The organism is Streptomyces sp. NPDC002867 (genome assembly GCF_053591895.1).
In genome coordinates, this window is record NZ_JBSFUR010000015.1 from 44830 (window position 1) to 70764 (window position 25935).

Sequence of the window (25935 nt, forward strand, 5' to 3'; positions counted from 1 at the left end):
ACCGATGCCCGACCACCTGAGCACGACCCGGTTCCCCGTCGCCGTCGACGCAGCACTGCGCGAGGCGGGCTGGCAGCCCGGCCGGTGGGACATCAAGCAGGCCGAGCACTGGGCCGACACCCTGCGTGCGCACGCCTCTCCCGCCGGCCACCGGCACAGCGTCTTCCCCGCCGTCGTCGAGGCCTGGGCCGAATTCGGCGGGCTGACCGTCACCGCCCCCGGACCCGGCCGGCAGCACGCCCCCGCCCCGTTGCACTTCGACCCCCTCGCCGGCCTCCACCTCGCCCGCACCCTCTCCGACCTGGGACGCGCCCTGGACACCGAGATCTCACCGCTCGGGAGGGAAGGAGACCACCAGGCGGTGCTCGCCATGGACACCGAGGGCCGCGTCTACAGCATCGACCACACCGGCGACTGGTACCTGGGCCCGGACATCGACCAGGCGCTCACCACGCTGATCACCGGCATCCAGCCCGCCCGCCTCACGACCGGGTAGCGACGGCCGGACGGCACCCCCGCGTCTCGGTCAGACCGCCTCGGCGCGGTACGGGAGAACCGCCGAGACCCGGAAACCGCCGACATCCGTCGGGCCCGAGACGAACACCCCGCCCAGCGCCGTGACCCGCTCGCGCATCCCCACCAGTCCGTTCCCCCCACTCGGCAGACCCGGCGCCGACGCGGCGCCCGCCGCATCCGGAGCACCGTTCTCCACCTGCATGGCGACCTCGGCCTCACGGTGCGCCAGCCGCACCCTCACCTTCGCGCCCGCCGCATGCTTGTGCACATTGGTCAACGCCTCCTGCACCACGCGGTACGCCGTCTGCTCCACCTCCGGCGCGTAGCCCCGCGCCTCCCCCTGCACCGCGAACTCCACCACCATGCCCGCCTGCCGGGACTGCCCCACCAGCACCTCGATGTCCGCCAGACACGGACCGTCCGCCGCCGCGGCGGCCGCGGCCGCCGCGGCCGCCGCCCCGACCGCCGCCAACGGCACCGGCTTGTCGGCCGCACGCCTCTCACCCTCGCCCGCGCGCAGCACCCCGAGCATCTCCCGCAGCTCGGTCAGCGCCTGCCGGCCCATGTCGCCCACCAGCGCGGCGTTCCTCACCGCCTTCTGCGGATCCTTCAGCGCCACCGCCTGCAACGCCGCCGCGTGCACCACCATCAGGCTCACCCGGTGGGCCACCACGTCGTGCATCTCGCGCGCGATCCGCGTCCGCTCCTCCTGACGCGCCCACTGCGCCCGCTGTTCCGCACGGTCCGCCAGCAGCGACAACTCCTGCTCCAGCGAGTCCGCCCGCTCCCGCAAGCTCTCCATCAGCCGACGCCGCGCCCCTATGTAGAGACCGAAGAGCACCGGCGGAGCCGTCAGCCCCAGCGACATGAAGCCGGCCATCAACGGCACGTACCAGGCGCCGAAGTCCCCGCCCTGCACGTCCTGGCGCACCCGCACGAACGTCACGATGAACGTCGCCGCCAGCGACATCCCGGCCAGCGTCGCCGTGATCCGCCGCGGCACCTCCGAGGCGGCCAGCGTGTACAGGCCGACGACGGCCATCAGATAGCCCATCTCCGCCGGCGTCGTCGCCACCGACACCAGCACCACGGCGATGGGCCACCGCCGCCTTAGCACCAGCACCGAACCGACGGCCAGTCCGAACAGCACCCCGAACGGCACCGGCAGCGCTGCATGCCCGGCGAACACGACCCCCTGCAGCGCGCATTCCACGGCGGACACGGCCGCCAGCCCCACGTCGAGCACGGCACTGCGCCGCCGCCCCCACCACAGCCACGCCCGGGCGGTCGAACCCGTGGCGTCCTGCTCTGCCCCCGTTGCGGTCATGGCTCCCAGACTACGGGCGGGCGCGAGTCATTTTCGCGGGAGTGCAGGAGCACGAAGCGTGCGCACTTCCTGGCGGAATGCACCAGAAACGCTCGAACTGATGAATCGACCAAAGTTTCGACCCTGACGTCCGCATTCCGGACGACGATCACTCCATGACACGCACCGCCGGCAAGTACGCCGACTTCGAGGCCCTCCGCACACAGGCCATGGCCCTGCGCCGCGAGGGCCTCAGCCTCCGCCAGATCCGCGACCGCCTCCGCATCGACAACAACGACCTCCTCAACCGCCTGGTCAAGGGCGAGCCCCCGCCGGAATGGACGAAGCGCCCGAACGCCAAGGACGACCTGCGCGCCAGGGCCCGCGAACTCCGGCTCCAGGGCATGACCTATGACCAGATCCAGGTGGAGCTGGGCTGCTCGAAGAGCTCGATCTCCCTGTGGGTACGCGACCTGCCTAAGCCGGCGGCTCGCTTCACACCCGAGGAGCAGCGGGCGCTGATGCATGCGGGCTTCGCCCGCCACAGGGCGGCAACGGAGAAGAAGCGCCAGGACACCAAGCGAGCGGGCCATGACGAGATCGGTCACCTTTCGGACCGGGAGCTGTTCATCGCGGGAGTCGCTCTCTACTGGGCCGAAGGCGCCAAGGACAAGCCGTATCGCCGTTGCGAGGTTCTCCACTTCATCAACAGCGACCCACAGGCGATCAGCCTGTACTTGAGGTGGTTGGAGCTGCTGGGTGTCTCCCGGGAGCGGATGCGCTTCCGCGTGAGCATTCACGAGAGCGCGGATGCCACGGAGGCGGAGCGCTTCTGGGCCACCCTCGCCGGCGTCGACCCCTCGACGTTCCAGCCGGCGACCCTGAAACGCCACAACCCCAAGACCGTTCGCAAGAACGTCGGCGAGGCCTACCGCGGCTGCCTCGTCATTTACGTCACCAAGAGCGCCGATCTCTACCGTCGCATGGAGGGGGCTTGGTACGGCATAGTGTTGGGTGCCCAGTAGGCACCCGGCGGCATGTCCGGTTTGGGTGCTTTGCAGTCCCCTGTGGTGTAATTGGCAGCACTGAGGCTTTTGGTGCCTTATGTCCGGGTTCGAGTCCTGGCGGGGGAGCTGCTTGTGTTCGGGTCCTGACCTCCCCGGTCAGGACCCGCGCTCGTTTCTCGCCTGAAACCCCCCGGTATCCTTCGGATGTCCACCACCCGAAGCCGAAGGGCATACCCGTGAGCGCCAATCGCCCGGCAGCCGTCGTCGTTCTTGCAGCGGGTGAGGGCACCCGCATGAAGTCGAAGACTCCCAAGGTCCTGCACGAAATCGCCGGGCGTTCGCTCGTCGGACACGTCGTCTGCGCCGCCCGCGAGCTCGAGCCCGAGCAACTCGTCGTGGTCGTCGGCCACGCGCGCGAGCAGGTCGAGGGGCACCTCGCGGAGCACTGCGCGGGGACCCGTACCGCCTTCCAGGCCGAGCAGAACGGCACCGGCCACGCCGTGCGCATGGGGCTCGAGGAGCTCGGCGGGGAGCTGCGCGGCACCGTGATCGTCGTCTGCGGCGACACCCCGCTGCTGTCCGGGGACACGCTGACCGCCCTGGCCGCCACGCACGCCGCCGACGGCAACGCGGTGACCGTGCTGACCGCCGAGGTGCCGGACTCCACCGGATACGGGCGCATCGTGCGCGACGACGCGACCGGCGCCGTGACGGCGATCGTCGAGCACAAGGACGCGACCGACGCGCAGCGCGCGATCCGCGAGATCAACTCCGGTGTGTTCGCGTTCGACGGGGTCCTGCTGGCCGACGCGCTGAAGAAGGTGCGGACGGACAACAGCCAGGGCGAGGAGTACCTGACCGACGTGCTCGGGATCCTGCGCGAGGCGGGGCACCGGGTCGGCGCCTCGGTCGCCGCCGACCACCGGGAGATCCTGGGCATCAACAACCGCGTGCAGCTCGCCGAGGCGCGCCGGCTGCTGAACGAGCGGCTGCTGGAGCGGGCGATGCTGGCGGGTGTCACGGTCGTGGAGCCGGCGTCGGTGCTCCTGGATGTGACGGTGACTTTCGGCCAGGACGTCGTCGTGCATCCCGGCACGCAGCTGCTGGGCGCCACGCATCTGGCGGAGGACGCCGAGGTCGGCCCGAACACGCGGCTGAAGGACACCGTGGTGGGCGCGGGCGCACGGGTGGACAACACGGTGGCGGACGGCGCGGAGATCGGCGCCGCGGCGACCGTCGGTCCGTTCGCGTATCTGCGCCCGGGGACGAAGCTGGGCGCCAAGGGCAAGATCGGTACGTACGTCGAGACGAAGAACGCGGTGATCGGCGAGGGCACGAAGGTGCCGCACCTCTCCTATGTCGGTGACGCGACGATCGGGGACCACTCCAACATCGGTGCGGCGAGCGTCTTCGTGAACTACGACGGCGAGAAGAAGCACCACACGACGATCGGGTCCCACTGCCGTACGGGCTCGGACAACATGTTTGTGGCTCCTGTCACGGTCGGGGACGGCGCGTACACCGCCGCCGGCTCGGTGATCACGAAGGACGTGCCGCCGGGTTCGCTGGCCGTCGCCCGTGGCCAGCAGCGGAATATCGAGGGCTGGGTGGCTCGCAAGCGCCCGGGAAGTGCTGCCGCGCAGGCCGCCACGGCGGCAACGGAGGGCGTCGCCGAGGAGAACTGACCGGAAACGGCTGCGTCGAACTCGGCGTACCGTGATACGTGCACACAAATTCGGCTGGCTCGCGCCCAGGACCTTCGCGGCCAGAGAACACGTCTGAGGAGACAGTGCTGTGACCGGGATCAAGACGACCGGCGAGAAGAAGCTGATGCTCTTCTCCGGCCGCGCCCACCCCGAGCTGGCCGAGGAGGTTGCATACCAGCTCGGTGTCGGCCTCGTCCCGACGAAGGCTTTCGATTTCGCCAACGGCGAGATCTACGTCCGCTTCCAGGAGTCGGCCCGTGGTGCCGACTGCTTCCTGATGCAGAGCCACACGGCTCCCATCAACAAGTGGATCATGGAGCAGCTGATCATGATCGATGCTCTGAAGCGGGCTTCGGCCCGGAGCATCACCGTGATCATCCCGTCGTACGGCTACGCCCGTCAGGACAAGAAGCACCGCGGCCGTGAGCCGATCTCGGCCCGTCTGATCGCCGATCTGCTGAAGACCGCCGGCGCGGACCGCATCCTCACGGTGGATCTGCACACGGACCAGATCCAGGGCTTCTTCGACGGCCCGGTGGACCACCTGTCGGCGCTGCCGGTCCTCGCGGACTACGTGGGCGCGAAGGTGGACCGGGACAAGCTGACGATCGTGTCCCCGGACGCGGGCCGGGTGCGTGTCGCGGACCGCTGGTGCGACCGCCTGGACGCGCCGCTGGCGATCGTGCACAAGCGCCGTGACAAGGACGTCGCCAACCAGGTGACGGTCCACGAGGTCGTGGGCGAGGTCAAGGGCCGGGTGTGTGTGCTGGTCGACGACATGATCGACACGGCGGGCACGATCTGCGCCGCGGCGGACGCGCTGTTCGCGAACGGCGCCGAGGACGTGATCGTGACGGCGACGCACGGCATCCTGTCGGGCCCTGCCGCCGATCGCCTGAAGAACTCCAAGGTGAGCGAGTTCGTGCTGACGAACACGCTGCCGACGCCGGGTGAGCTGGAGCTGGACAAGATCACGGTGCTGTCGATGGCGCCGACGATCGCGCGTGCCGTGCGCGAGGTCTTCGAGGACGGTTCGGTGACGAGCCTGTTCGAGGAAGAGAAGTAGGACGCGGCAGAGCCGAGGAGGGGCCGTTCCGCACTGCGTGGGGCGGCCCTTCCGCTTGTCGGCGTGGTCCGGGGTGGTCCGTGGGCGGCCCTTCGTGTGATCCATTTGGGCGCCCGGCGGGTGCCGCGTAGACTGTCGTCGTTGCTCGGCGAGGGAGGCCGCACTTCTGGTGCGGCGGTCCGTTATCGACGCGCTCTTCGTAGCAGGCCTGTCGTGGCCGGGTGACCGCCACCAGTTTCCGCATCTACGAGGAGTGCACATGTCCGAGGTGAAGCTCGCCGCAGAGCTCCGTTCCGAGTTCGGCAAGGGCGCCGCCCGCCGTATCCGCCGTGACAACAAGGTCCCGGGCGTTCTGTACGGCCACGGCTCCGACCCGGTCCACGTCACGCTGCCGGGCCACGACCTGCTGCTCGCCCTGCGTACCCCGAACGTCCTGATCTCCCTGGACATCGAGGGCAAGACCGAGCTGGCCATCCCGAAGGCCGTGCAGCGCGACCCGCTGAAGGGCTTCCTGGAGCACGTCGACCTGCTGCTCGTGAAGCGCGGCGAGAAGGTCAGCGTCGACATCCCGGTCCACACCGAGGGTGAGCTGGCGCCGGGCGCCTTCCTGATCGAGCACGTGCTGAACGCCCTGCCGGTCGAGGCCGAGGCCACCCACATCCCCGAGTCCGTCTCGGTCTCCATCGAGGGCCTGTCCGCCGGTGACTCCGTCCTGGCCAAGGACATCACCCTGCCCAAGGGCACCACGCTGACGGTCGAGGACGACACCGTCGTCCTGCAGGTTCTGGCCGCGCAGGCCGAGGAGCCGGCCGCCGAGGGCGAGGGCGAGGGCGAAGAGGCCGCCGAGGCCTGAGCCGTAAGCTCTGCTTGAGGCTTTTCACGGGGTGGCGGGCTGCGGCCTGCCACCCCGTTCTTCCTGTTCGGGCCGGTGACGAGGAGACGCAGCGCAGATGTCCGACGTGAACGCACCCTGGCTGATCGTGGGCCTCGGCAATCCGGGGCCCGGTTACGCCGCCAACCGGCACAACGTGGGTTTCATGGTCGCCGACCTGCTGGCCGAGCGGATCGGCGGCTCGTTCAAGCGTGCGCAGAAGGCGCAGGCGCAGGTGCTGGAGGGCCGTATCGGCGCTCCGGGTCCGTCGAACCGGCGGGTGATCCTGGCGAAGCCGATGTCGTACATGAACCTGTCCGGCGGTCCGGTGACGGTGCTGCGGGATTTCTACAAGGTGCCGACCGAGCATGTCGTGGCCGTTCATGACGAGTTGGACATCGACTACGGCACGCTGCGGCTGAAGCTGGGCGGCGGGGACAACGGCCACAACGGGCTGAAGTCGATGACGAAGGCGATGGGGCCGGACTACCACCGGGTGCGGTTCGGTATCGGCCGGCCGCCGGGCCGGATGCAGGTCGCGGACTTCGTGCTGAAGGACTTCTCGTCGGCCGAACGCAAGGAGCTGGACTACTTCGTGGACCGCGCGGCGGACGCGGTGGAGTGTCTGGTGATCGACGGGCTGGAGCGGGCGCAGGGGACGTACAACTCCTGAGACCTGGGTCTCCTCCTGCCGGTCCGAGGTTGACCCGCGGCAGCCCTATGGCCAAGGATCGCGGGCCATGAAGCGGAACTCCCCCGGCCGGATGCTGACCCACGCCCGTAAGGCGGCGATGGCGCTCGTCGCCCTGCTCCTCCTGGTCGCCGGCTTCTCGTCGTCCTGGGGCAACGCGCAGCACATCCTGCTCTCCAAGGGCCGCGAGCACGGCACGCTGACGGTCGCCCGCTGCGACGACGAGGTGTGCACGGGACCGTACGTGCCCAAGGACCCGGCGCCGGAGCGCGACCGGGTGACGATCGACCGTTCCGTCGCGGTGAAGAAGGGCGTGACGCTCGCCGTCGTACTGAAGCCGGGTACGGGCGAGGCGGTGCGGACGGGGCCCGCGGGCGGGCTCCATGCCTGGTTGCCCCTGGGCGGTGCACTGCTGCTGGCGGCGCTGGTGATCGGCGGCGGACTGCGGCTGACGCGGCTGGCGTGGGTGTCGGCGTCTGCGGGCGGGGCGTTGCTGGTGGCGTCGTTCCTGGTGCTGTAGGGCCGTCAGGAGTCGTTGAATCCTCACGAGTTCACCTGATCGTTATCAGGACTATCGAGGGCGAATCAGCACCTCTGGTGCAGATGCGGAACAAGAGTCCTTGACTGGCGGGTGGGTTCACAGGACGCTGAGCCGCCCCCCACGCCATCTTCCCTCTCTCACGATGGACACCTATATGCGCATCCTTCGTCCCACCGGCGCTCTGGTGGCTGCCGCAGCGCTCTCGCTGTCGGCTGCACCCGCCGCTTTCGCCACGCCGCCCGGCGACAACGGCACCGTGAAGATCCACGACTCCGCGACCGGCGAGGAACTCCGCAAGAACGAGCCGAAGGTCTGCGAGTTCTACCTCGACGCCTTCGGCTTCGACGCCGGCCAGCTGGTCCAGTGGCACATCGAGGCCTGGGCGAACAACGACCTGCCCAAGGGCGAGACCGTGAAGTCCGGTTCGCTCACCCTCGACGCCGACGGCCACGAGCGCACCGTGGACATGACCCTGCCCGACGGGCAGTACAAGCTGTTCTGGAACTTCGACGGCGAGAACGGCAAGGCCAAGCACAAGGTCTTCAAGTCCGACTGCGAGGACGACAAGCCGGGCGAGGACAAGCCCGGTGAGGACAAGCCGGGCGAGGACAAGCCCGGTGAGGACAAGCCCGGTGAGGACAAGCCGGGTGAGGACAAGCCGGGTGAGGACAAGCCGGGCAGCGAGCCGTCGAGCACGCCCGACACCTCGGCCCCCGCCGCGCCGAGCGCCGACGGCACGTCCGGCGACCTCGCCGAGACCGGCAACGGCGCGCCCCTCGGTGTGCTCGCGGGCGTCGCTGCCGCGCTGGTCGCCGGCGGCGGCTACATGCTGGCCCGTCGCCGTACGGCCCGTCAGCACTGACACCTGACATGAGGATGCCCCTCGCCTGCACTCAGGCGAGGGGCATCCTCATGTCGTCCGGCGTCAGCCCGTGTTGCGCAGGCCGGCCGCGACGCCGTTGACGGTCAGCAGCAGGGCGCGGGCCAGCAGCGGGTCCGGCTCCTCGCCGCGCTCGGCCGCGTCGCGCTGCCGCTTGAGGAGCGCGACCTGGAGGTAGGAGATCGGGTCCAGGTACGCGTCACGGATCGCGAACGTCTGGCGCAGCACCGGGTTGGAGCCGACCAGTTCGTCGTTGCCGGTCACCTTCAGCACCTCGCTGACGGTGAGTGCGTGCTCGGCCTCGATGACGTCGAAGACGTGCTTGAGGTGGTCGGGCACGAGCGTGTCGACGTAGTGGCGGGCGATCCGCAGGTCGGTCTTCGCGAGCGTCATCTCCACGTTGGCGATGAAGTTCTGGAAGAAGTGCCACTGCTCGTGCATCTCGTCGAGCACGGTGTCGAGACCCGCCTCGCGCAGCGCCTTGAGGCCGGAGCCGACGCCGAACCAGCCGGGCACGATCTGCCGCGACTGCGTCCAGCCGAAGACCCACGGAATGGCGCGCAGACCGTCGAGACCGGCACCGGAGTCGGGGCGGCGCGAGGGCCGCGAGCCGAGGTGGAGCTCGGCGAGCTGGTCGACGGGGGTGGAGGCGAAGAAGTACGCGGGCAGGTCCGGGTCCTCGACCAGCCTGCGGTACGCGTCATGGGCGGCGTCGGAGACGGTGTCCATGGCCGCGTCCCAGCGGGCGAGCGCCTCGTCGGACTGGCGGGGGGCGGTGTGCAGCGCGGAGGCCTGGAGGGTGGCGGCGACCGTCAGCTCCAGGTTCTCCCTGGCCAGCGAGGGGATCAGGTACTTGTCGGAGATGACCTCGCCCTGCTCGGTCACCTTGATCTCGCCCTCGAGGGTGCCCCAGGGCTGGGCGAGGATCGCGTCGTGCGAGGGGCCGCCGCCGCGGCCGACGGTGCCGCCGCGGCCGTGGAAGAGCCGGAGGCGCACCCCGTGGCGGTGGGCGACGTCGCGCAGCCTGCGCTGAGCGCGGTGGATCTCCCACTGGCTGGTGGTGATGCCGCCGAACTTGGAGGAGTCGGAGTAGCCGAGCATGACCTCCTGGACGTCGCCGCGCAGCGAGACGAGTCGCCGGTAGGAGGGGTCGGCGAGCATGCCTTCGAGGATGACGTCGGCGGCCTTGAGCTCGTCGGTGGTCTCCAGCAGCGGCACGATGCCGATCTTGGCCCAGCCGGCGTGCAGGTCGATGAGTCCGGCCTCGCGGGCGAGGACGGCGGCGGCGAAGACGTCGTCGGCGCCCTGGCACATCGAGATGATGTACGACTCGATGACCTCGGGCCCGAAGCGTTCGAAGGCTTCCTTGACCGTGTGGAAGACGCCGAGGGTCTTCTGCCCGGCGGCGTCCAGCGGCGCGGGCGTGGGCGCGAGCGGGCGCCGGGAGCGGAGCTCCTTGGCGAGCAGCTTCTGCCGGTACTCGCGCGGCATGTCGGCGTAGCGCCAGGACTCCTCGCCCAGCCGGTCGAAGAGCTGCCCGAGGGCGTGGTGGTGGGCGTCCGCGTGCTCGCGCACGTCCATGGTGGCGAGCTGGAGGCCGAACGCGGACAGGGTGCGGATGACCCGGTCCATGCGGCCGTCGGCGAACAGCCCGCCGCGGTGCTCGCGCAGCGAGGTCTGGATGAGGCTGAGGTCGTCGATCAGCTCGGCGGTGCCGAGGTAGTCGCGGCCCTCCTCGTGCGGGGTGCCCTTGGCCAGGCGCTCGCGGGTGTTGAGGAGCTTCTGGCGGATGCAGGTGGCCTTGAGCCGGTAGGGCTCCTCGGCGTTCAGCCGCTTGTAGCGGGGGCTGATCTCGGGCAGCCGCTCCAGGTCCTCGCGCAGGGAGGCGAGCAGCTCCTCGGTGGCCCCGGCGTAGCGGATGGAGTTGGACAGCAGGCCGCGCAGGTAGTCGATGACCTCGATGGCGTCGGTGATGCCGTGCTCGTGCTGGAGGATCAGCACGTCCCAGGTGACGGCGGGGGTGACGTTGGGGTTGCCGTCGCGGTCGCCGCCGATCCAGGTGCCGAAGGTGAGCGGGCGGGTGCCGGGCGGCAGCTCGACGCCGACGCGCTCCAGCTCTGCGGCGAGGTCCTCCAGGACGTCGCCGACGGCTCCGGCGTGCAGCTCGTCGAGGTAGTAGATCGCGTTGCGCGCCTCGTCGGCCGGCTCGGGGCGTACGACGCGCAGCTCGTCGGTCTGCCAGATGAGGTCGATGTGCTCGGCCAGGCGCAGGTCGTGGCGGCGCCGGTCGGCGGCGATGCCGGGGTTCTCCAGCAGCTCGGCGATGCGGCGGAGCTTGTTGAGCACGGAGCGTCGGGCGGCCTCCGTGGGGTGCGCGGTGAAGACCGGGCGCACGTTGAGGTTGCGGACGGTCTCCCGCAGGTGCTCGGGGTCGGCGTCCTTGAGCCGGTCGGCGGTGCGGGCCAGCAGCCCGCCCTCGGCCGCGCGGCGCTCGCGCATCTCGTGGCCGCGGTGCACCTGCTCGGTGACGTTGGCAAGGTGGAAGTACGTGGAGAAGGCGCGGACCAGCTTGGCCGCGGTCTCCAGGTCGGTGTCGCCCAGCAGCTCGGCGGCTGCCTCACCGTCGGTGCGCGTCAGGGCGCGGACCTGCTCGACAAGCTCCAGGAGCTCGGGACCCTCCTGGCGGACGAGGGTCTCGCCCAGAAGATCGCCCAGTCGGCGGATGTCGGCACGAAGCTCGGCGCTGGCGGTGGGGGACTGGTCGGCACTGCTCACAGGTGCGGCTCCTTGCAGTGTTTGAGCACGTCTGGAGGGGTACTGGAGGCTTGCGGACCGCGCTGTCCGACGACACCCAGGATAGGTGTCCATTTCCCTGACGTTGTCCGCAGGTCTCTTGCCCGGCCGCCGGGCCCTGCCATACTTACGTTGCCGTAGGTTACGGAACCGTAGCAACGGCAGTCTTTCATCCCCTCTCCCCACCCCCAGGGAACCCTCATGACCACAAGCCCCGATCTGCTGGACGGCACCGCTCAGCCGTCCGCCGACGCACCGTCCGCCACGCTCGGCGGGGACAGCAAGCGGTCGATCGAGCAGATCACCCTGCTGCTGTTCATCACGGTCCCCTTCCTCGCCCTGCTCGCCGCAGTCCCCCTGGCCTGGGGCTGGGGCGTGAGCTGGCTCGACCTCGGCCTGCTGGTGGCGATGTACTTCATCGGCTGCCACGGCATCACGATCGGCTTCCACCGGTACTTCACGCACGGCTCCTTCAAGGCCAGGCGCCCGCTGCGGATCGCGCTGGCGATCATGGGGTCGCTGGCGGTCGAGGGCCCGCTGGTGCGCTGGGTGGCCGACCACCGCAAGCACCACAAGTTCTCCGACGCCGACGGCGACCCGCATTCGCCGTGGCGGTTCGGCGAGACGGTCCCTGCGCTGATCAAGGGCCTGTGGTGGGCGCACATCGGCTGGATGTTCGACGAGGAGCGGACGCCTCAGCACAAGTACGCCCCCGACCTGATCAAGGACCCGGCGCTGCGCCGCATCTCGCGGGACTTCATCTGGTGGACGGCGCTGTCGCTGGCGATCCCGCCGCTGGTGGGCGGCCTGGTGACGATGTCGTGGTGGGGCGCGTTCACGGCGTTCTTCTGGGGCTCGCTGGTCCGCGTCGCACTGCTGCACCACGTGACGTGGTCGATCAACTCGATCTGCCACGCGGTGGGCAAGCGCCCGTTCAAGTCGCGCGACCGCTCGGGCAACGTGTGGTGGCTGGCGGTGCTGTCGTGCGGTGAGTCGTGGCACAACCTGCACCACGCGGACCCGACGAGCGCGCGGCACGGGGTGCTGCGGGGCCAGGTGGACTCCAGCGCCCGGCTGATCCGCTGGTTCGAGCTGGCGGGCTGGGCGTACGACGTGCGCTGGCCGCAGCAGTCCCGTATCGACGCCCGTCGCGCGGAAGCGGACGGTGAGGACGCCCGCGGCAAGCGCGCCACCGCCGACGCGGCATGATGGACGGCGTGGCGAGTGACGGCAGTACGAGCAGCGCGGACAAGAACCGGTCACCCGGCGGCAGGCGGGTCCGCCGGGTGCGGATGACCGGCGCCGAGCGCCGGGAGCAGTTGCTGGACATCGGGCGCACGCTCTTCGCCGAGAAGGGCTTCGAGGGCACGTCGGTCGAGGAGATCGCGGCCAAGGCGGGTGTCTCCAAGCCGGTCGTGTACGAGCACTTCGGGGGCAAGGAGGGCCTGTACGCGGTCGTGGTGGACCGTGAGATGCGCCAGCTGCTGGACATGGTGACGGGCGCGCTGACGGCCGGCCATCCCCGGGAGCTGCTGGAGCAGGCGGCGTTCGCGCTGCTGGACTACATCGAGACGTACACGGACGGTTTCCGCATCCTGGTCCGCGATTCGCCGGTGGCCCAGTCGACGGGTACGTTCGCGTCCCTGATCAGCGACATCGCCACGCAGGTCGAGGACATTCTCGGCCTGGAGTTCAAGAACCGCGGTTTCGACCCGAAGCTCGCCCCGCTGTACGCGCAGGCGCTGGTGGGCATGGTGGCGCTGACGGGCCAGTGGTGGGTGGATGCCCGCCGCCCGAAGAAGGCGGAGGTCGCGGCGCACCTGGTGAACCTGGCGTGGCACGGCCTGGACGGCCTGGAGCAGAAGCCGCGCCTGATAGGCCACCGCAAGAACTGACGCGGCGGCGTCCCGCTTCGAAGTCCCCCGGCGCGAGCAGCGGCCGGCCCCTCCTGCGAGAGGGGGCCGGCCGCTGCTCGTGCCGGGAGGCACCGCGCCGGAAACCGTGTGGAAATCGAGCGGTTTTCCGTACATCCCTTGATCCCCCTGGACTGTCTATATCGGTGCCTCGTCCCGATGACGAGGCGTGAACCGACTTTTCCCCGAGGGGGGACTTTGACTTCAGTGGAATCCGGCCGCCCCGCCGTCGCGCGCCGTACGGCGGCGCGCCGCGTCGCGGCCTGCACCGCGCTGGTCGTCTCGGCGGGCATGCTGCTCGCCGTTCCGGCGCACGCGGACGACGCACCGGCGTCGCGCACGCCGGTGGAGCGCACCGCTCCGACCGTCGAGAGCATGCCGAAGTCTCCGATCAGGCAGTCCGGCGCGGCGAAGGCGCCGTCGGCCTCCGTGGCCGGCGCCGCCGAGACCGCGGCGCCGGCCGTGCCGCGCAGTGACCTCGACCGCGACGGCTTCAGCGATCTGCTCCAGCGCACCGTCGACGGCCAGTACTGGGTGACGCCGACCGGCAGCGAGGAGACCTACCCCTACCTGCTGGGCGAGAGCGGCGAGACGTTCAAGGACGCGTTCACGGTCGCGGGCATGGACACGGCCGACCCCACCCGGCCCACGGTCTTCACGCTGTCCGCCGACGGCCGCCTCTCGTCGTACCTCAGCCACGACACCTACGCCGACCTGCAGTGGTCCGGCACGGGCTGGCAGCAGTTCAACAAGATCTTCTCGCCCGGCGACCTGACCGGCGACGGAGTCGGCGACGTCCTCGCACGCAACTTCGCGGGCGAGCTGTTCCTGTACCGGGCCCAGCCCGGCGCGGCCGAGCCGTTCGCGCCGAAGGTCCGCGTCGGCTCCGGGTGGGGCCAGTTCGACCAGCTCGTGGGCGTCAACGACGCCGACGGCGACGCGATCGCGGACCTGTTCGCGCGCAACCCCGCCGGTGAGCTGTTCTTCTATGCCGGCACCACGGCCGCGCAGCCGTTCAAGCCGCGCGTGAAGATCGGCACCGGCTGGGGCATCTACAACCAGCTGTTCAGCGTGGACGACATGAACGGCGACGGCTTCGGCGACCTGCTGGCCCGCACCGTGTCCGGCACGCTCTACCGGTACCTCTCCACCGGCACGGGCGCCTTCCAGGCGAGGACGCAGCTCAGCACCGGCTGGAACGACGTCTCGCAGTTCTCCGGCGCCGGCAACAATCCGCACTGGGGCAAGAACGAGGTCCTCGGCGTCAACACGTCCGGTGTCCTGTACGCGTACTACGGGATGAACAACGGCCAGCTCAGCGCCCGCGAAGAGTTCGGCCCCGGCTGGGGCGGCGCGAAGCTCACGCTCACCTCCTCGTTCAACGACGACGGCTACGGCGACCTGCTCGAGATCTTCGAGGACGGCACGCTGTGGAACTACGACGACTACGTCGGCGACAGCGAGATCGGCAGCGGCTGGGGCATCTACAACACCCTGGTCGGCCCCGGCGACCTCTCCGGCGACGGCAAGGGCGACCTGCTGGCCCGCGACAGCGCCGGTGCCCTGTACCTGTACCGGGGCAACGGAAACGGTTCGGCGTTCGCCGCCCGCCAGAAGATCGGCACCGGCTGGGGCCAGTTCTCCGTGCTCGCCGGCGCCGGTGACATCGACGGCGACGGCCGCGCGGACATCCTCGCGCGCGCCAAGGACGGCAGCCTGTACCTGTACGCGGGTACGGGCGTGGCCACGGCTCCGTTCAAGGCGAAGAAGCTGATCGGCACGGGCTGGAACCAGTTCAACAAGTTCGTGACGCCCGGCGACCTGACCGGTGACGGCCGCGCCGACCTGCTGGTCCGCGCGTCGGACGGTGTGCTGTACCGCTACGACGCCGACGGCAAGGGCGGCTTCAAGGCCAAGGCGAGGGTCGGCTCGGGCTGGAACACGTACCGCACCCTGCACTGATCCCGCTGCCCCGGCAGCACGGCGCCCCGCCGCGGTTCTCCCGCGGCGGGGCGCCGTCGTACGCCCGGCCCCCTCAGCCGGCCGGCTCCAGGAACTCCGGGCGGTTGCCCACCGGGGCCTCGGAGCGGAACCGCTTGTGTCCCGGCAGGTTCTCGTCCCCCACGACCTTCGCACCCAGCCTCTCCAGCCTTCGCGCGTACGTCTCGACACCGCGGTGACGCGCAGCCCGGGATGCGCCGTGCCCAGCACGTCGCCGTGGTACGCGCGCGGCGCGTCCTTGGAGCCGGGCGGGGCGGCGAGCCGGACGTGGCCGGCGGCGGCGAGCATCACGACACCTTCCGGGCGACGGCGAAGATGCGGCGGAACGGGAACACGGTGCCGTGCGGCCCCTGCGGATACGCCTTGCGCAGCAGGTCCCGGTACTGGCCCAGGAACTCGCGCTCGGCCTCCGGGTCGTCGGCGAGCTCGGTGAGGACGGGACGCAGCGCGGTGCCCTTCACCCAGTCGAGCACCGGGTCCTCGCCGCCGAGCAGCTGGAGGTAGGTGGTCTCCCAGGTGTCCGTGTCGCAGCCCAGGTCGGCGAGCCGCAGCAGGTACTCGGCGGGCTCCAGGATGTGCACGTAGCGCCGCCCGTGGTCGCCGAGACGCTCGCGCCACTGCGGGGACGCGCACAGCTCGCCGAGGAGGGCGTGGCTGGGCGAGGTGAAGTTGCCGGGCACCTGGAAGGCGAAGGTGCCGCCGGGCGTGAGTCCGTCGATCCAGACGGCGAAGGACTCGGGGTGGTCGGGGACCCACTGGAGCGCCGCGTTCGAGACGATCAGGTCGTACGGCTCGTCGGGGGTCCAGTGCGCGGCGTCGGCGAGACGGAAGTCCAGCCAGCCGCCGCCGGGTGTGGTGCCGGCGTGGTCCTTCTCGGCCTGGGCGAGCATCTCGCGGGAGAGGTCGAAGCCGGTGATGTGGGCATCGGGCCAGCGGTCGGCGAGGAGCGCGGTGACGTTGCCGGGGCCGCAGCCGATGTCGGCGATCCGGGCGGGGCGGCTGCCGGAAGGCAGCTGGGGTATGCGGGCGAGCATGTCCAGGAAGGGGCGCGTGCGGTGCTCGGCATGGCGCAGGTACTGGTGCGGATCCCAGGTGGGTGCGGAATGCATGTTCGAGTCCCCTTTGCAGGAACGGGCAGCCAAAAACGGAACGGTTCCGGGCCGACCCTGCCCAATAGTCAAGCAGAATATATCTTGACGTCAAGAGACTTCATGTCGACAGACCAACTACACTGATCGACATGGAGGACGAGGTCGATCGACTGGTCGCAGCATGGCGCCGAGAGCGCCCGGACCTCGACGTGGAACCGCTCGAGGTGCTCAGCCGCGTCTCCAGACTCGCCCGCCATCTCGACCGGGCCCGCCGGCTCGCCTTCGCCGAGCATCAGCTGGAGCCGTGGGAGTTCGACGTGCTCACCTCGCTGCGCCGGGCGGGCGCGCCGTACCAGCTCTCCCCCGGCCAGTTGCTCACCCAGACACTGGTCACGTCCGGCACGATGACCAACCGCATCGACCGGCTCGCCAAGAAGAATCTGGTCGAGCGGCTGCCCGACCCCAGCGACCGGCGCGGCGTCCTGGTGCGGCTCACCCCCGAGGGCCGCGACCGGGCCGACCAGGCACTGGCCGGACTGCTCGCCCAGGAACGGGCGATCCTGGCCCAGCTCTCCCACGCCCAGCGCGCGGAACTGGCCGCACTGCTACGCCAGTTGACCGCCCCGTTCGACAACATCCCCGGCTAGGTCCACCGGACCGACACCCGCCCTGCGCGCCAGGGCGACCGCGGCGAGCGTGGAGTGCACGCCGAGCTTGCCGAGCACGTTCTGCATGTGCGTCCGGACGGTGTGCGGTGACAGGAAGAGGCGCTCGGCGACCGCTTTGCGCCCCAGGCCCGCCACCATGCAGCGCAGTACCTCCTGTTCGCGCGGGGTCAGCGACTCGACCAGCTGCTCGCTCTCCGTGCGGTGCTTGCGGGCCGCGGTCAGCTCGCGCAGCACGCCGGTGAGTAGTGCGGGCGACACATGCGTCTCGTCCCGCAGCACCCCGCGGACCACGCCCAGCAGCCGTTGCAGCGAGCAGTCCTTGGCGACCCAGCCCGACGCCCCCGCCTGGAGCGCGAGCGCCGCGCGGGCGGCGTCGTCCTTCTCGGCGAGCACCACGGACCGCACGGCGATCTGACGGACACGGACGCCGGCGACCAGCGAGATCCCGTCCACCAGCCCGTCGTCGGCGCCCGCCACCGCGCGCGGCGCGGGCACCGGGGAGATGCCGAGATCCGCGTCGACGAGCATGACGTCGAAGCGCCGTCCCTCGGCCGCGGCCCGCTCCAGGCAGCGCAGCGCGGCAGGGCCGCTGCCCGCCGCGGCGACCTCGACGTCGGGCTCGGCGGCGAGAGCCGCGGCGAGCGACTCGGCGAAGATTCGGTGGTCGTCCACCACCAGGACCCGGATACGGACCACAAGCACCCCCAGTGCCGGAGGACGGATCGGCGCGGATACGACGCCCGGAGAAGGAGGTACAGGAAATCGCCCGGCCGCCGCCGTGCTCTGACTGATACCCCGCCCCGGGCACCGTACCCAACGGTGTCGCCCCCTGATCGACACCGGCCCCCACCGGTGCTGAGCATCAGGGTACGGACGGGCGGCTGCGAGCGAAGCCTCTTTGCGGAAATGACCGTCCCAAGCCCGCCCCGCATCGCGATCCGCCGCCCGTCCGTGCCGCCTGCACCCCCGGGCCGGGGGCGCGTTCGGCTCGAGCACCTCAGGACACGCGCCGCGCCCCCGCGGACGGGACCGCCGTGAAGACGCGGGGCTCGTCCAGGGTCCGGGCCGCGAACGCCTCCTGGACCGCCTTCGTCACCAGGTGCGCCGAGGACGACTCGGCCAGCACGATCGCCGAACCGCCGAAGCCGCCGCCCGTCATCCGCGCGCCGAGCGCCCCGGCGGTGAGTGCCGTGTCGACCACCAGGTCGAGTTCGGGGCACGAGACCCGGAAGTCGTCGCGCAACGAGGCGTGGCCCTCCGTCAGGACCGGGCCGATCGCGCGGACCTCGCCCGCCTCCATCTGTGCGATCACGCGCTCCACCCGGTGGTTCTCCGTGACGATGTGACGGACCAGGGCGCGCACCTCCGGGTCGTCGAGGCGGGCCAGGGCGTCGTCCAGCCCGTCGAACGGGACGTCCCGCAGCGCGTCGACGCCGAGCGCCGCCGCGCCCGCCTCGCAGCCGGCGCGGCGCTTTCCGTACTCACCCTCGCTGTGGGCGTGCTTCACCCGGGTGTCCACGACGAGGAGTTCGAGGCCGTGGGCCGTCAGGTCGAAGGGGATCTGGCGCATCGAGAGGTCACGGGTGTCCAGGTGCAGGGCGTGGCCCTCGACGCAGCAGGCCGAGGCCATCTGGTCCATGATCCCGGTGGGGGCGCCGACGTAGACGTTCTCCGCCCGCCGGCACATACGGGCGATGTCCCGGGAGTCCATGCCCAGTGCGTACAGGTCGTTCAGGGCGAGCGCGGTGACGACCTCCATCGCGGCGGACGAGGACAGTCCGGCGCCGGTCGGCACGGTGGACTCGTAGTGGATGTCTGCGCCGCCCACCGCGAGGCCCGCCCAGCGCAGCGCCCACACGACGCCCGATGGGTAGTCGGTCCAGTCGCCCGAGCGCGCGGCGGGGGCCAGGTCGTCGACGCGCAGTTCCACAGGATCGCCGGCCACGTCGGCGGAGTGGAGCCGCAGCACGCCGTCGTCGCGGCGCGCCACGGTCGCCACCGTGGTGTGCGGCAGCGCGAAGGGCATGACGAAACCGTCGTTGTAGTCGGTGTGTTCACCGATCAGATTCACCCTGCCGGGGGCTGCCCACACACCGTCGCTCATGACGCGTTTTCCCTCCCGCGGGCGAATGCCCAGGCGTCGGACACGATGCCGGCCAGGTCGGCGCGGCTCGGTTGCCAGCCCAGGCGTTCCTGGGCGGCGGCTGCGGAGGCGACGAGGACCGCGGGGTCACCGCCTCGGCGCTCGGCCATGACCTCGGGCACCGGGTGGCCGGTGACCTTGCGCACGGTCTCGATCACCTCGCGCACGGAGAAGCCGTTGCCGTTGCCGAGGTTGCAGATCAGGTGCTCGCCGGGCTTCGCCGCGTCGAGCGCGAGCAGATGCGCCTCGGCGAGGTCGGCGACATGGATGTAGTCGCGGACGCAGGTGCCGTCCGGCGTCGGGTAGTCGTCGCCGAAGACGGAGATGGACGGGCGCCTGCCCAGGGCGACCTGGAGGACCAGCGGGATGAGGTGCGACTCGGGGTCGTGGCGCTCGCCGCAGTCGCCGTACGCGCCCGCGACGTTGAAGTACCGCAGGGACACCGCGGCCAGCCCGTGCGCCGCGGCCTCGCCGCTGATCATGTGGTCGACGGCGAGCTTGGAGGCGCCGTAGGGGCTCGTGGGCGCGGTCGGGTCGGACTCGGTGATGGGGGTCGAGACCGGCTCGCCGTACGTCGCGGCGGTGGAGGAGAAGACGAGCGTGCGCACGCCGGCGGAGCGCATCGCGGACAGCAGCGCCATCGTGCCGCCGACGTTGTTCTCCCAGTACTTCTCCGGCTTGACGACCGACTCGCCGACCTGCGAGAACGCGGCGAAGTGCAGCACGCCGTCGTACGAGGCGTCGAGATGGCGCGCGGCGTCCTGGATGCGGCCCTCGACGAACTGCGCGCCCGCCGGGACGCCCTCGCGGAACCCGGTGGAGAGGTCGTCGAGCACGGTCACCTGGTGGCCGGCCTCCAGGAGGTGCTGGGCCACCACACTGCCGACATATCCCGCACCGCCTGTGACCAGGTATTTCTTGCTCACTTAGCTCGCTACCTCTCGCAGTCGCTCGGCCGCGGCTTCCGGCGGCACGTCGTTGATGAACACGCTCATACCGGCCTCGGAACCCGCGAGAAACTTCAGCTTGCCGGAAGTGCGGCGGATGGTGAAAAGCTCGAGATGCAGGGCGAAGTCGTCCCGCCCGTCCGCGGTGAACGGCGCCTGGTGCCAGGCGGAGATGTACGGGGTCGGCGGTTCGCCCGGGCCGAAGATCCGGTCGAAGCGCCTCAAGAGTTCCAGATAGATCTGTGGGAACTCTGTGCGCGCGGCCTCGTCCAGGGCACGCAGATCGGGCACCCGGCGCTTCGGATAGAGGTGCACCTCGTAGGGCCAGTGCGCCGCGTACGGCACGAAGGCGACCCAGTGCGCGCCCTCCAGCACCACGCGGACCTCCTCGGTCAGCTCGCGCGCCACGACGTCGTCGAAAAGGTTGCGCCCGGTCGCCGCGCGGTGCCCGGCCGCGGAGCGCAGCATGAGGCCGGTGCGTGGGGTGACGAAGGGGTAGCCGTAGATCTGGCCGTGGGGGTGCTGGAGGGTCACGCCGATCTCGGCGCCGCGGTTCTCGAAGCAGAAGACCTGCTCGACACCGGGCACGTCGGCGAGGTCGGCGGTGCGGTCGGTCCATGCTTCCAGGACGAGTCCGGCCTGCTCGGCGGTGAGATCGGCGAACGAGACGTCGTGGTCGGAGGTGAAGCAGACGACCTCGCAGCGGCCGAGGCCGCCCGCGAGGGAGGGGAAGCGGTTCTCGAAGACGGCGACGTCGTAGTCGGCGGCGGGGACTTCGCTGTGACGCCCTTCGCGCGAGGGGCAGAGGGGGCATGCGTCGGCCGGCGGGTGGTAGGTGCGGCCCTGCCGGTGCGCGGCGATGGCGACGGCGTCGCCGAGGAGGGCGTCGTGGCGGATCTCGGAGGTGGTGGAGACGGCGTCGAGGGGCCTCGGGTCGACGGCGTCGCGTACGACGTCGTCCCGGGCGTCGTAGTAGAGCAGCTCACGACCGTCGGCGAGCCGGGTCGGCGTCTTCCTCACACGGAGCTCCTCACCACTTTCTCTCAACAGAATCAAACATAAGTAATCATGACCCAACAGTTGGCGTCAATGGCCGCCCACCCCGGGACGACGCCGGCCAGAAGATCAAGACCAGTTCGGTGAACCACCCACCAGAACCATCACCATCAAACAAAGAACCTCAGCGCGACTGTCCGTCCCGTTCGAGGCCGGACGGCACATCGCCGTGCGCCGCACGGTCCAGTAGGCCCGTCCGGGCGGCCAGGGCCGCCGCCTCCAGACGGGAGCCGACGCCCAGCTTCATCAGCACGCGCTGCACATGCGTGCGCGCGGTGCTCGGCGCGATGCCCATCCCGGCCGCGATCAGCCGGGTGTCCTCGCCCTCCGCGACCCGCACGAGCACCTCGACCTCGCGTGCGGTGAGCAGCGAGAGGAGCCGCTGACCCTCGTCGTCGGGCTGCGCGGCCGGGTTGAGGAGGTCGGTGAACGCGCCCTGGAGGAGCTGGGGCGCCACCACCGCCTCGCCCGAGCGGGCCTTCACCAGCGCGCGCTCCACCCCTTCGATGCGCTCGTCGTGGCGCACGTAGCCGGACGCCCCCGCCGCGAACGCCGCGGCGATGCCCCGCGGGCTGGGCACCGGGCCGAGGACCAGGACGGCCACCTGGGGGCGTTCCCGCTTGATCCGTACGACCGGGTCGAAGGCGCCCGGCGCGGCAGGCGCCTGGGTCCCCAGCAGACAGACCTCGGGCGCCCTGGCGACGACGAGTTCGGCCGCCCCGGCGGCGGGCGCGGCCGCCGCCAGCACCCGGTGCCCGCGCAGTTTCAGCGCCGAGGCGAGCGCCTCCGCGAGCAGTCTGTGGTCGTCGACCACGATGAGCCGCACGCCCATCGAGCAACCCTCCCCGTTGGAGCAGGCCCCCCGGCCTCCTGACCCGGCAAGCTACACGCTCGTACCCACGAGCGCGCCCCCAACTCGGCAGAAGCGCCCCGGAATGCCGAATTCGTCGGTAAACAGGGCCACTTGTACCGGCCCTGGGCGACAAACACCGCGGCCCGGTCCGTCGAAGCGACGGGCCGGGCCGGACGGCGTTCTCGTACGGTCAGTCGGCCACGCTGAAGGCGACCGCCAGGTACTTCTTGCCGAACTGCGAGTCGTTCTCGCGCGGCTTGCTCATCAGGTCCTGCGAGACGAAGAACCGGCCCGCCGCGTAGTCGTACTCGGCGCCGGTCTCCGGGAAGCTCGTCTCGGCGTCGCGCACGGCACGGTCGGAGGGGTTCTCCAGCAGCACCGTCTGCTTGAAGGTGGCGCCGTCGATGCTCACCACCTGACCGCCCTTGTTGTAGGGGGGCCACTTGTAGACGATGAGGTTGCCACCGTCCATGCGCAGCGGCAGCGAGTGGTAGCCCTCGCCGGCGTCGGCGCGCTCGGGCGTGCCCTTGCCGGTCGCGAGGTCGAAGGCGACGATCTCGTTGGTGCGGCCGAGCGCACCGCCGCCGTCGTGCTCGGTGGTCGGCAGGTAGAGCCTGTCGTTGCCCACGAGCACGAACTGACAGCCCTCGACGCCGTCGCTGGCCGAGCAGCGGGCCAGGTACTGGTCGCCCGGAGCCGCGATCTTCGCGCGCAGCTTGCCGGTCCTGCCGTCGATGGAGAAGAAGTCCGAGATGCCGAACGTGCCCGTGTCACCGACGTCGGCGGCGACGACCAGCGGGTCGCTGGACACGACACGGGCGTCCTCGACGCCCGCCGGCATCTTGTACGACGACAGCGGGGTGCCGTTGTCCGCGTTGAGCGTCTGGACGGTGGCCGTGCGGTTGTCGTAGTCGCCGCAGGTGCGGACCGCGACGAGCGCCTTGCCGCCGCCGTAGCCGATGTCACGGCACTGCTGGGCGTCGACCTTGGGCTTCCAGCGGACCTCTCCGGTGGTCAGGTCGAACGCGGCACCACCGTAGAGACCGCCCGCGGCGACCGTGTTGCCGCTCTGGGTGACCTGGTCGAACTGGCTCTTCGCGTCGCCGTCGCCGGGGACCGACTTGCTCCACAGCAGCTTGCCGGTGTTGAGGTCGAGGACCCCGACCTCGGTGCACCTCTCGTAGAACTTGGGAGCGGTGCGCTTCTTCGCCTCGAAGAGGATCGCCGTCTTGTGGTCCTCGGTCATGTGGCGCGAGGCCGCGCACACCTGGCCGGCGAGCGGGATGGTCCACAGCACGCTGCCCTTGGCGACGTCGTACGCGACGACCGAGTTGACGCCCGGCTTCACGTACGCCTTGTCGGTGACCCAGGAGCCGGGGACGGCCGTCAGGTCCTCGCGCGCCGGTTCGGGAAGCTGGAAGGCGACCTTGGCCTTGGTGTTCGCCCCCGCCTTCTCCTTGCCGGCCCCGTCCGGGGCGGGCTTGGTGTCGCCGCCGCCACCGCCGCCGGACGCGCCGCCCGAGGAGTTCTTGGCCTCGTCCTTCTTGCCGTCGTCACCGGTGTTCGCGTACACGATGCCGCCGACGACGATCAGGACGATGGCCACGCACGCGGCGATGATGATCTGCATCTGCGTGCTGAGCTTCCGGCCGCCGCCACTGCCACTGTTCTGCGGCGGCGTGTACTGCGGCTGCATGGGCTGCGTCGGGTAACCGTAGCCCTGCTGCGGATGACCCGGAGCGCCCTGCTGCGGGTAGCCGTAGGGCGGCTGGCCCGCGGCGGGCGGCGGGGTCTGGGGCGGCTGCCCGTACGGCGGCTGGGCGGGCGGCGGGGTCTGCGGGTAGCCGTACGCGCCGTCCTGCGGCGGCGCGCCGAACCCGCCCGCCGGCGGCTGCTGCGGCGCGCCGAACCCGCCCTGCGGGGGCTGGTGCGGCGGGCCGGCCGGTGGCTGGTGCGGCGGCGGGCCGGGCGGCTGGTTCGGCGGCGGGCCGGGCGGCTGGTTCGGCGGGGGCGGCGGCTGCGTCATGGGGTGCTTACCTCTGGGGACGGTACGGCTGAAGAGCGGACAAGGGTTCCGGGACGACGGTCACGGTCACTGGCCGAAGGCCATCATGGTCTTCGTCTCCTTCTCCTCCTTGTCGTTGCTCGCGCTCACCCGCCCGGCGGCGATGAAGAAGCGGCCGTCGGCGTAGACCGTCTTGGGCGAGTAGAAGGTGTTCTCGATCTGCGCGGTGGACGCCGGGTGCTGGAGCAGCGTCTTCGGCGCGCCGCCGGTGGGGGCAATCGTGGCGACCGTGCCGCCCTTGTCGTAGGAGGCGCCCATGTAGACGAGGACGTTGCCGCCCTCCATCCGCAGCGGAGTCATCCGACGCTCGGCCGGGGCCTTGGAGCGCCACTTGGCCTTGCCGGTGTCGAGGTTGAAGGCGACGACCTCGTTGGCGGTGCCGTAGCCCGTCTCGGTCGCCATGTAGAAGGTGTTCGCGTCGGCGGCCACGCCGGTGCAGCCCTCCAGGTTCTGGCCGAAGACCACGAAGGCGCCGCCGCAGCGGGGCTGGTACTTGTCCTTGCCGCCGTCGATCTGCGAGCGCGGCTTGCCGTTGTCGGTCAGCGCGATGATCGACCACTTCTTGGGCTCGCGCTGGGTGATGGAGACGACCAGCGGGCTCGCCGAGTAGACCTTGTCGATCTCCCAGCCCTCGGGCGTGTTGTAGGTCCACTTGGCCTTGCCGGTGACCGGGTCGACCTCCTGGAGCTGCTGCTTGGGCTTGTCGTAGTCCGACGTGGGGCAGCTCGCGCCGGCCAGCAGGCGGGGTCCGCCGGCGAAGGCGAACGGCTTGCAGTCGCCCGACGGCTTGCCGAACAGCTGCTTGCCGTCGGCGAGGGAGTAGCCGTACGAGTTGCCGCTGCCGCCGACCGCCAGTGTGTTGCCGCTGATGGCGAGCGTGAAGTCGGACAGGCCGGCGAAGCCGGAGACCTTGGGGATCGACTTCTTCCAGCCGGCCTTGCCGGTCTTGAGGTCGACCATCTGCAGGTCGTTGCACTTGGCCTTGTCGGTCAGGCCGTCCTCGACACCGAAGACGATCTTCCCGTCCTCGGAGGCGTTGGCGGGTGCGGAGCACACCTTGGTGCTCACCGGCACGCTCCACTTCTTCGTGCCGTCGGTCACCGAATACCCGGCGATCTCGCGGTACATGGCCTTGACGACGGTGTCGCCGACCACCCACGGGCCGAACACGTCGGAGCCGTTGCGCGGCAGGTCGACGTCGTTCTTGGTCAGGAAGAGGACCTTGGCCTCGCCTGCCTGGCGCCCCGCGTTGAGGTCGTCCTCGCCGTCGCGCGCCCCGCCGTCGCCGTTGCCGTCGCCCTGGTCGACGGTCGGGGAGCCGGTCGGCTTCGGGTCGTCGCTGGACTTGCTGACGTTCGGCTTGTCCTGCTTGTCGTCCCCGGCGACGGCGAAGTACGTGCCACCGCCGATGAGGAGCAGCGCGGCGGCCGAGGCGGCCACGATGATGCCGGTCTTCCCCTTGAAGAAGTTCCCCGAACCGCCGGACGGGGGGGTCGGCGCACCCGGGTACTGCGGCTGCGCCGGGTAACCGCCGTACGGACCGGGCTGGTTGTACGGGCCCGGCTGCTGGTTGTACGGGCCGGGCTGCTGGGCGTACGGGCCGGGCTGGCCCGCCTGCGGGTATCCGTAGCCGGGCTGCGGCGCGGGCTGCTGCGGATAGCCGTAGCCCGGGGCCTGCGGTGCGCCCGCGGGGGGCGTCGGCGGGGCGGGCGGCATCTGGGGCGGCTGGGCGGGCGGCTGCGGGACGCCCTGCGGGTCCTGGGGGGCTCCGAAGCCCGGCTGCGGCGGCTGGTTCGGCGGCTGTGTCATGGCGTACTACCT

Annotated in this window: 22 protein-coding genes, 1 tRNA gene and 1 pseudogene; 13 read left to right on the forward strand and 11 right to left on the reverse strand. The window is 70.7% G+C overall.

Going from position 1 to position 25935, the window contains the following annotated elements; genetic code table 11:
- Positions 1–4: 4 nt before the first annotated feature.
- Positions 5–496, forward strand: coding sequence for an SUKH-3 domain-containing protein (locus ACWD0A_RS16860; RefSeq protein WP_451298735.1), 492 nt, complete (start codon positions 5–7; stop codon positions 494–496).
- A 30-nt stretch (positions 497–526) separates the two neighbouring features.
- On the opposite strand, the gene ACWD0A_RS16865 is transcribed toward ACWD0A_RS16860, so the two are convergent.
- Positions 527–1843: a sensor histidine kinase gene (locus tag ACWD0A_RS16865; protein ID WP_451298737.1), complete on the reverse strand. Its 1317-nt coding sequence runs from the start codon at positions 1841–1843 to the stop codon at positions 527–529.
- Positions 1844–1998: 155 nt separating this feature from the next.
- Between ACWD0A_RS16865 and ACWD0A_RS16870 the strand changes: the two genes are divergently transcribed.
- The 8 genes from ACWD0A_RS16870 (at position 1999) to ACWD0A_RS16905 (ending at position 8566) form a co-directional block, all read left to right on the forward strand.
- Positions 1999–2847 (forward strand): hypothetical protein, encoded by an 849-nt coding sequence (locus ACWD0A_RS16870; RefSeq protein WP_451298739.1) that lies wholly within the window; start codon positions 1999–2001, stop codon positions 2845–2847.
- 36 nt (positions 2848–2883) lie between these two features.
- Positions 2884–2955: transfer RNA gene (locus ACWD0A_RS16875), tRNA-Gln, on the forward strand.
- A gap of 110 nt (positions 2956–3065) precedes the next feature.
- Entirely contained in the window at positions 3066–4514 is a 1449-nt protein-coding gene (gene glmU / locus ACWD0A_RS16880; protein WP_451298741.1) for a bifunctional UDP-N-acetylglucosamine diphosphorylase/glucosamine-1-phosphate N-acetyltransferase GlmU, read from the forward strand.
- Positions 4515–4623: 109 nt separating this feature from the next.
- The gene (locus tag ACWD0A_RS16885) at positions 4624–5601 is read left to right on the forward strand and encodes a ribose-phosphate diphosphokinase (protein ID WP_307715074.1); all 978 of its coding nucleotides are present in this window, start codon (positions 4624–4626) and stop codon (positions 5599–5601) included.
- Positions 5602–5860: 259 nt separating this feature from the next.
- A complete protein-coding gene (locus ACWD0A_RS16890) occupies positions 5861–6454 on the forward strand; it encodes a 50S ribosomal protein L25/general stress protein Ctc (RefSeq protein WP_451298743.1) in 594 nt (197 codons plus the stop codon).
- 97 nt (positions 6455–6551) lie between these two features.
- Positions 6552–7145, forward strand: coding sequence for an aminoacyl-tRNA hydrolase (pth, locus tag ACWD0A_RS16895; protein ID WP_451298745.1), 594 nt, complete (start codon positions 6552–6554; stop codon positions 7143–7145).
- 67 nt (positions 7146–7212) lie between these two features.
- The gene (locus ACWD0A_RS16900; protein WP_451298747.1) at positions 7213–7683 is read left to right on the forward strand and encodes a hypothetical protein; all 471 of its coding nucleotides are present in this window, start codon (positions 7213–7215) and stop codon (positions 7681–7683) included.
- Between the two features lie 175 nt (positions 7684–7858).
- The gene (locus ACWD0A_RS16905) at positions 7859–8566 is read left to right on the forward strand and encodes an LPXTG cell wall anchor domain-containing protein (protein WP_451298749.1); all 708 of its coding nucleotides are present in this window, start codon (positions 7859–7861) and stop codon (positions 8564–8566) included.
- A gap of 63 nt (positions 8567–8629) precedes the next feature.
- Here the strand turns inward: ACWD0A_RS16905 and ppc are convergent, their stop codons facing one another.
- On the reverse strand, positions 8630–11359 hold the full coding sequence (ppc, locus tag ACWD0A_RS16910) for a phosphoenolpyruvate carboxylase (protein WP_451298751.1): 2730 nt from the start codon (positions 11357–11359) through the stop codon (positions 8630–8632).
- A gap of 219 nt (positions 11360–11578) precedes the next feature.
- Between ppc and ACWD0A_RS16915 the strand changes: the two genes are divergently transcribed.
- From ACWD0A_RS16915 to ACWD0A_RS16925, 3 genes are all read left to right on the forward strand, one after another.
- A complete protein-coding gene (locus tag ACWD0A_RS16915) occupies positions 11579–12586 on the forward strand; it encodes an acyl-CoA desaturase (protein ID WP_451298753.1) in 1008 nt (335 codons plus the stop codon).
- Positions 12586–13272, forward strand: a complete 687-nt coding sequence (locus tag ACWD0A_RS16920; protein ID WP_451298898.1) for a TetR family transcriptional regulator — start codon at positions 12586–12588, stop codon at positions 13270–13272. Before ACWD0A_RS16915 ends, ACWD0A_RS16920 begins: the two co-directional genes overlap by 1 nt.
- Positions 13273–13497: 225 nt before the next feature.
- Positions 13498–15252: an FG-GAP repeat domain-containing protein gene (locus tag ACWD0A_RS16925; RefSeq protein WP_451298900.1), complete on the forward strand. Its 1755-nt coding sequence runs from the start codon at positions 13498–13500 to the stop codon at positions 15250–15252.
- Between the two features lie 73 nt (positions 15253–15325).
- Here ACWD0A_RS16925 and ACWD0A_RS16930 read toward each other — a convergent pair.
- A pseudogene (locus ACWD0A_RS16930) lies at positions 15326–15579 on the reverse strand (hypothetical protein).
- The gene (locus ACWD0A_RS16935; protein WP_451298755.1) at positions 15579–16400 is read right to left on the reverse strand and encodes a trans-aconitate 2-methyltransferase; all 822 of its coding nucleotides are present in this window, start codon (positions 16398–16400) and stop codon (positions 15579–15581) included. Before ACWD0A_RS16935 ends, ACWD0A_RS16930 begins: the two are co-directional and overlap by 1 nt.
- 131 nt (positions 16401–16531) lie before the next feature.
- Between ACWD0A_RS16935 and ACWD0A_RS16940 the strand changes: the two genes are divergently transcribed.
- A complete protein-coding gene (locus ACWD0A_RS16940; protein WP_307715065.1) occupies positions 16532–17029 on the forward strand; it encodes a MarR family winged helix-turn-helix transcriptional regulator in 498 nt (165 codons plus the stop codon).
- Here ACWD0A_RS16940 and ACWD0A_RS16945 read toward each other — a convergent pair.
- The 7 genes from ACWD0A_RS16945 to ACWD0A_RS16975 all read right to left on the reverse strand — a co-directional run bounded on the left by ACWD0A_RS16945 (position 16988) and on the right by ACWD0A_RS16975 (position 25923).
- Positions 16988–17746 (reverse strand): LuxR C-terminal-related transcriptional regulator, encoded by a 759-nt coding sequence (locus ACWD0A_RS16945; protein WP_451298757.1) that lies wholly within the window; start codon positions 17744–17746, stop codon positions 16988–16990. The two genes, ACWD0A_RS16940 and ACWD0A_RS16945, sit on opposite strands and share 42 nt — an antisense overlap.
- Before the next feature lie 301 nt (positions 17747–18047).
- Positions 18048–19154: a galactokinase gene (galK, locus tag ACWD0A_RS16950; RefSeq protein WP_451298759.1), complete on the reverse strand. Its 1107-nt coding sequence runs from the start codon at positions 19152–19154 to the stop codon at positions 18048–18050.
- Positions 19151–20119 carry a UDP-glucose 4-epimerase GalE gene (gene galE / locus ACWD0A_RS16955; protein WP_451298761.1) on the reverse strand — a complete coding sequence of 323 codons (969 nt, stop codon included), beginning with the start codon at positions 20117–20119 and terminating at the stop codon, positions 19151–19153. The genes galK and galE overlap by 4 nt, the downstream gene beginning before the upstream one ends.
- On the reverse strand, positions 20120–21160 hold the full coding sequence (gene galT / locus ACWD0A_RS16960; protein ID WP_451298763.1) for a galactose-1-phosphate uridylyltransferase: 1041 nt from the start codon (positions 21158–21160) through the stop codon (positions 20120–20122).
- 160 nt (positions 21161–21320) lie between these two features.
- Complete coding sequence (locus ACWD0A_RS16965; protein ID WP_451298765.1) at positions 21321–22028, reverse strand: helix-turn-helix transcriptional regulator; 708 nt, start codon at positions 22026–22028, stop codon at positions 21321–21323.
- 211 nt (positions 22029–22239) lie between these two features.
- Positions 22240–24075: an outer membrane protein assembly factor BamB family protein gene (locus ACWD0A_RS16970; protein WP_451298767.1), complete on the reverse strand. Its 1836-nt coding sequence runs from the start codon at positions 24073–24075 to the stop codon at positions 22240–22242.
- Positions 24076–24141: 66 nt separating this feature from the next.
- Complete coding sequence (locus tag ACWD0A_RS16975; protein ID WP_451298769.1) at positions 24142–25923, reverse strand: outer membrane protein assembly factor BamB family protein; 1782 nt, start codon at positions 25921–25923, stop codon at positions 24142–24144.
- Positions 25924–25935 lie beyond the last annotated feature (12 nt).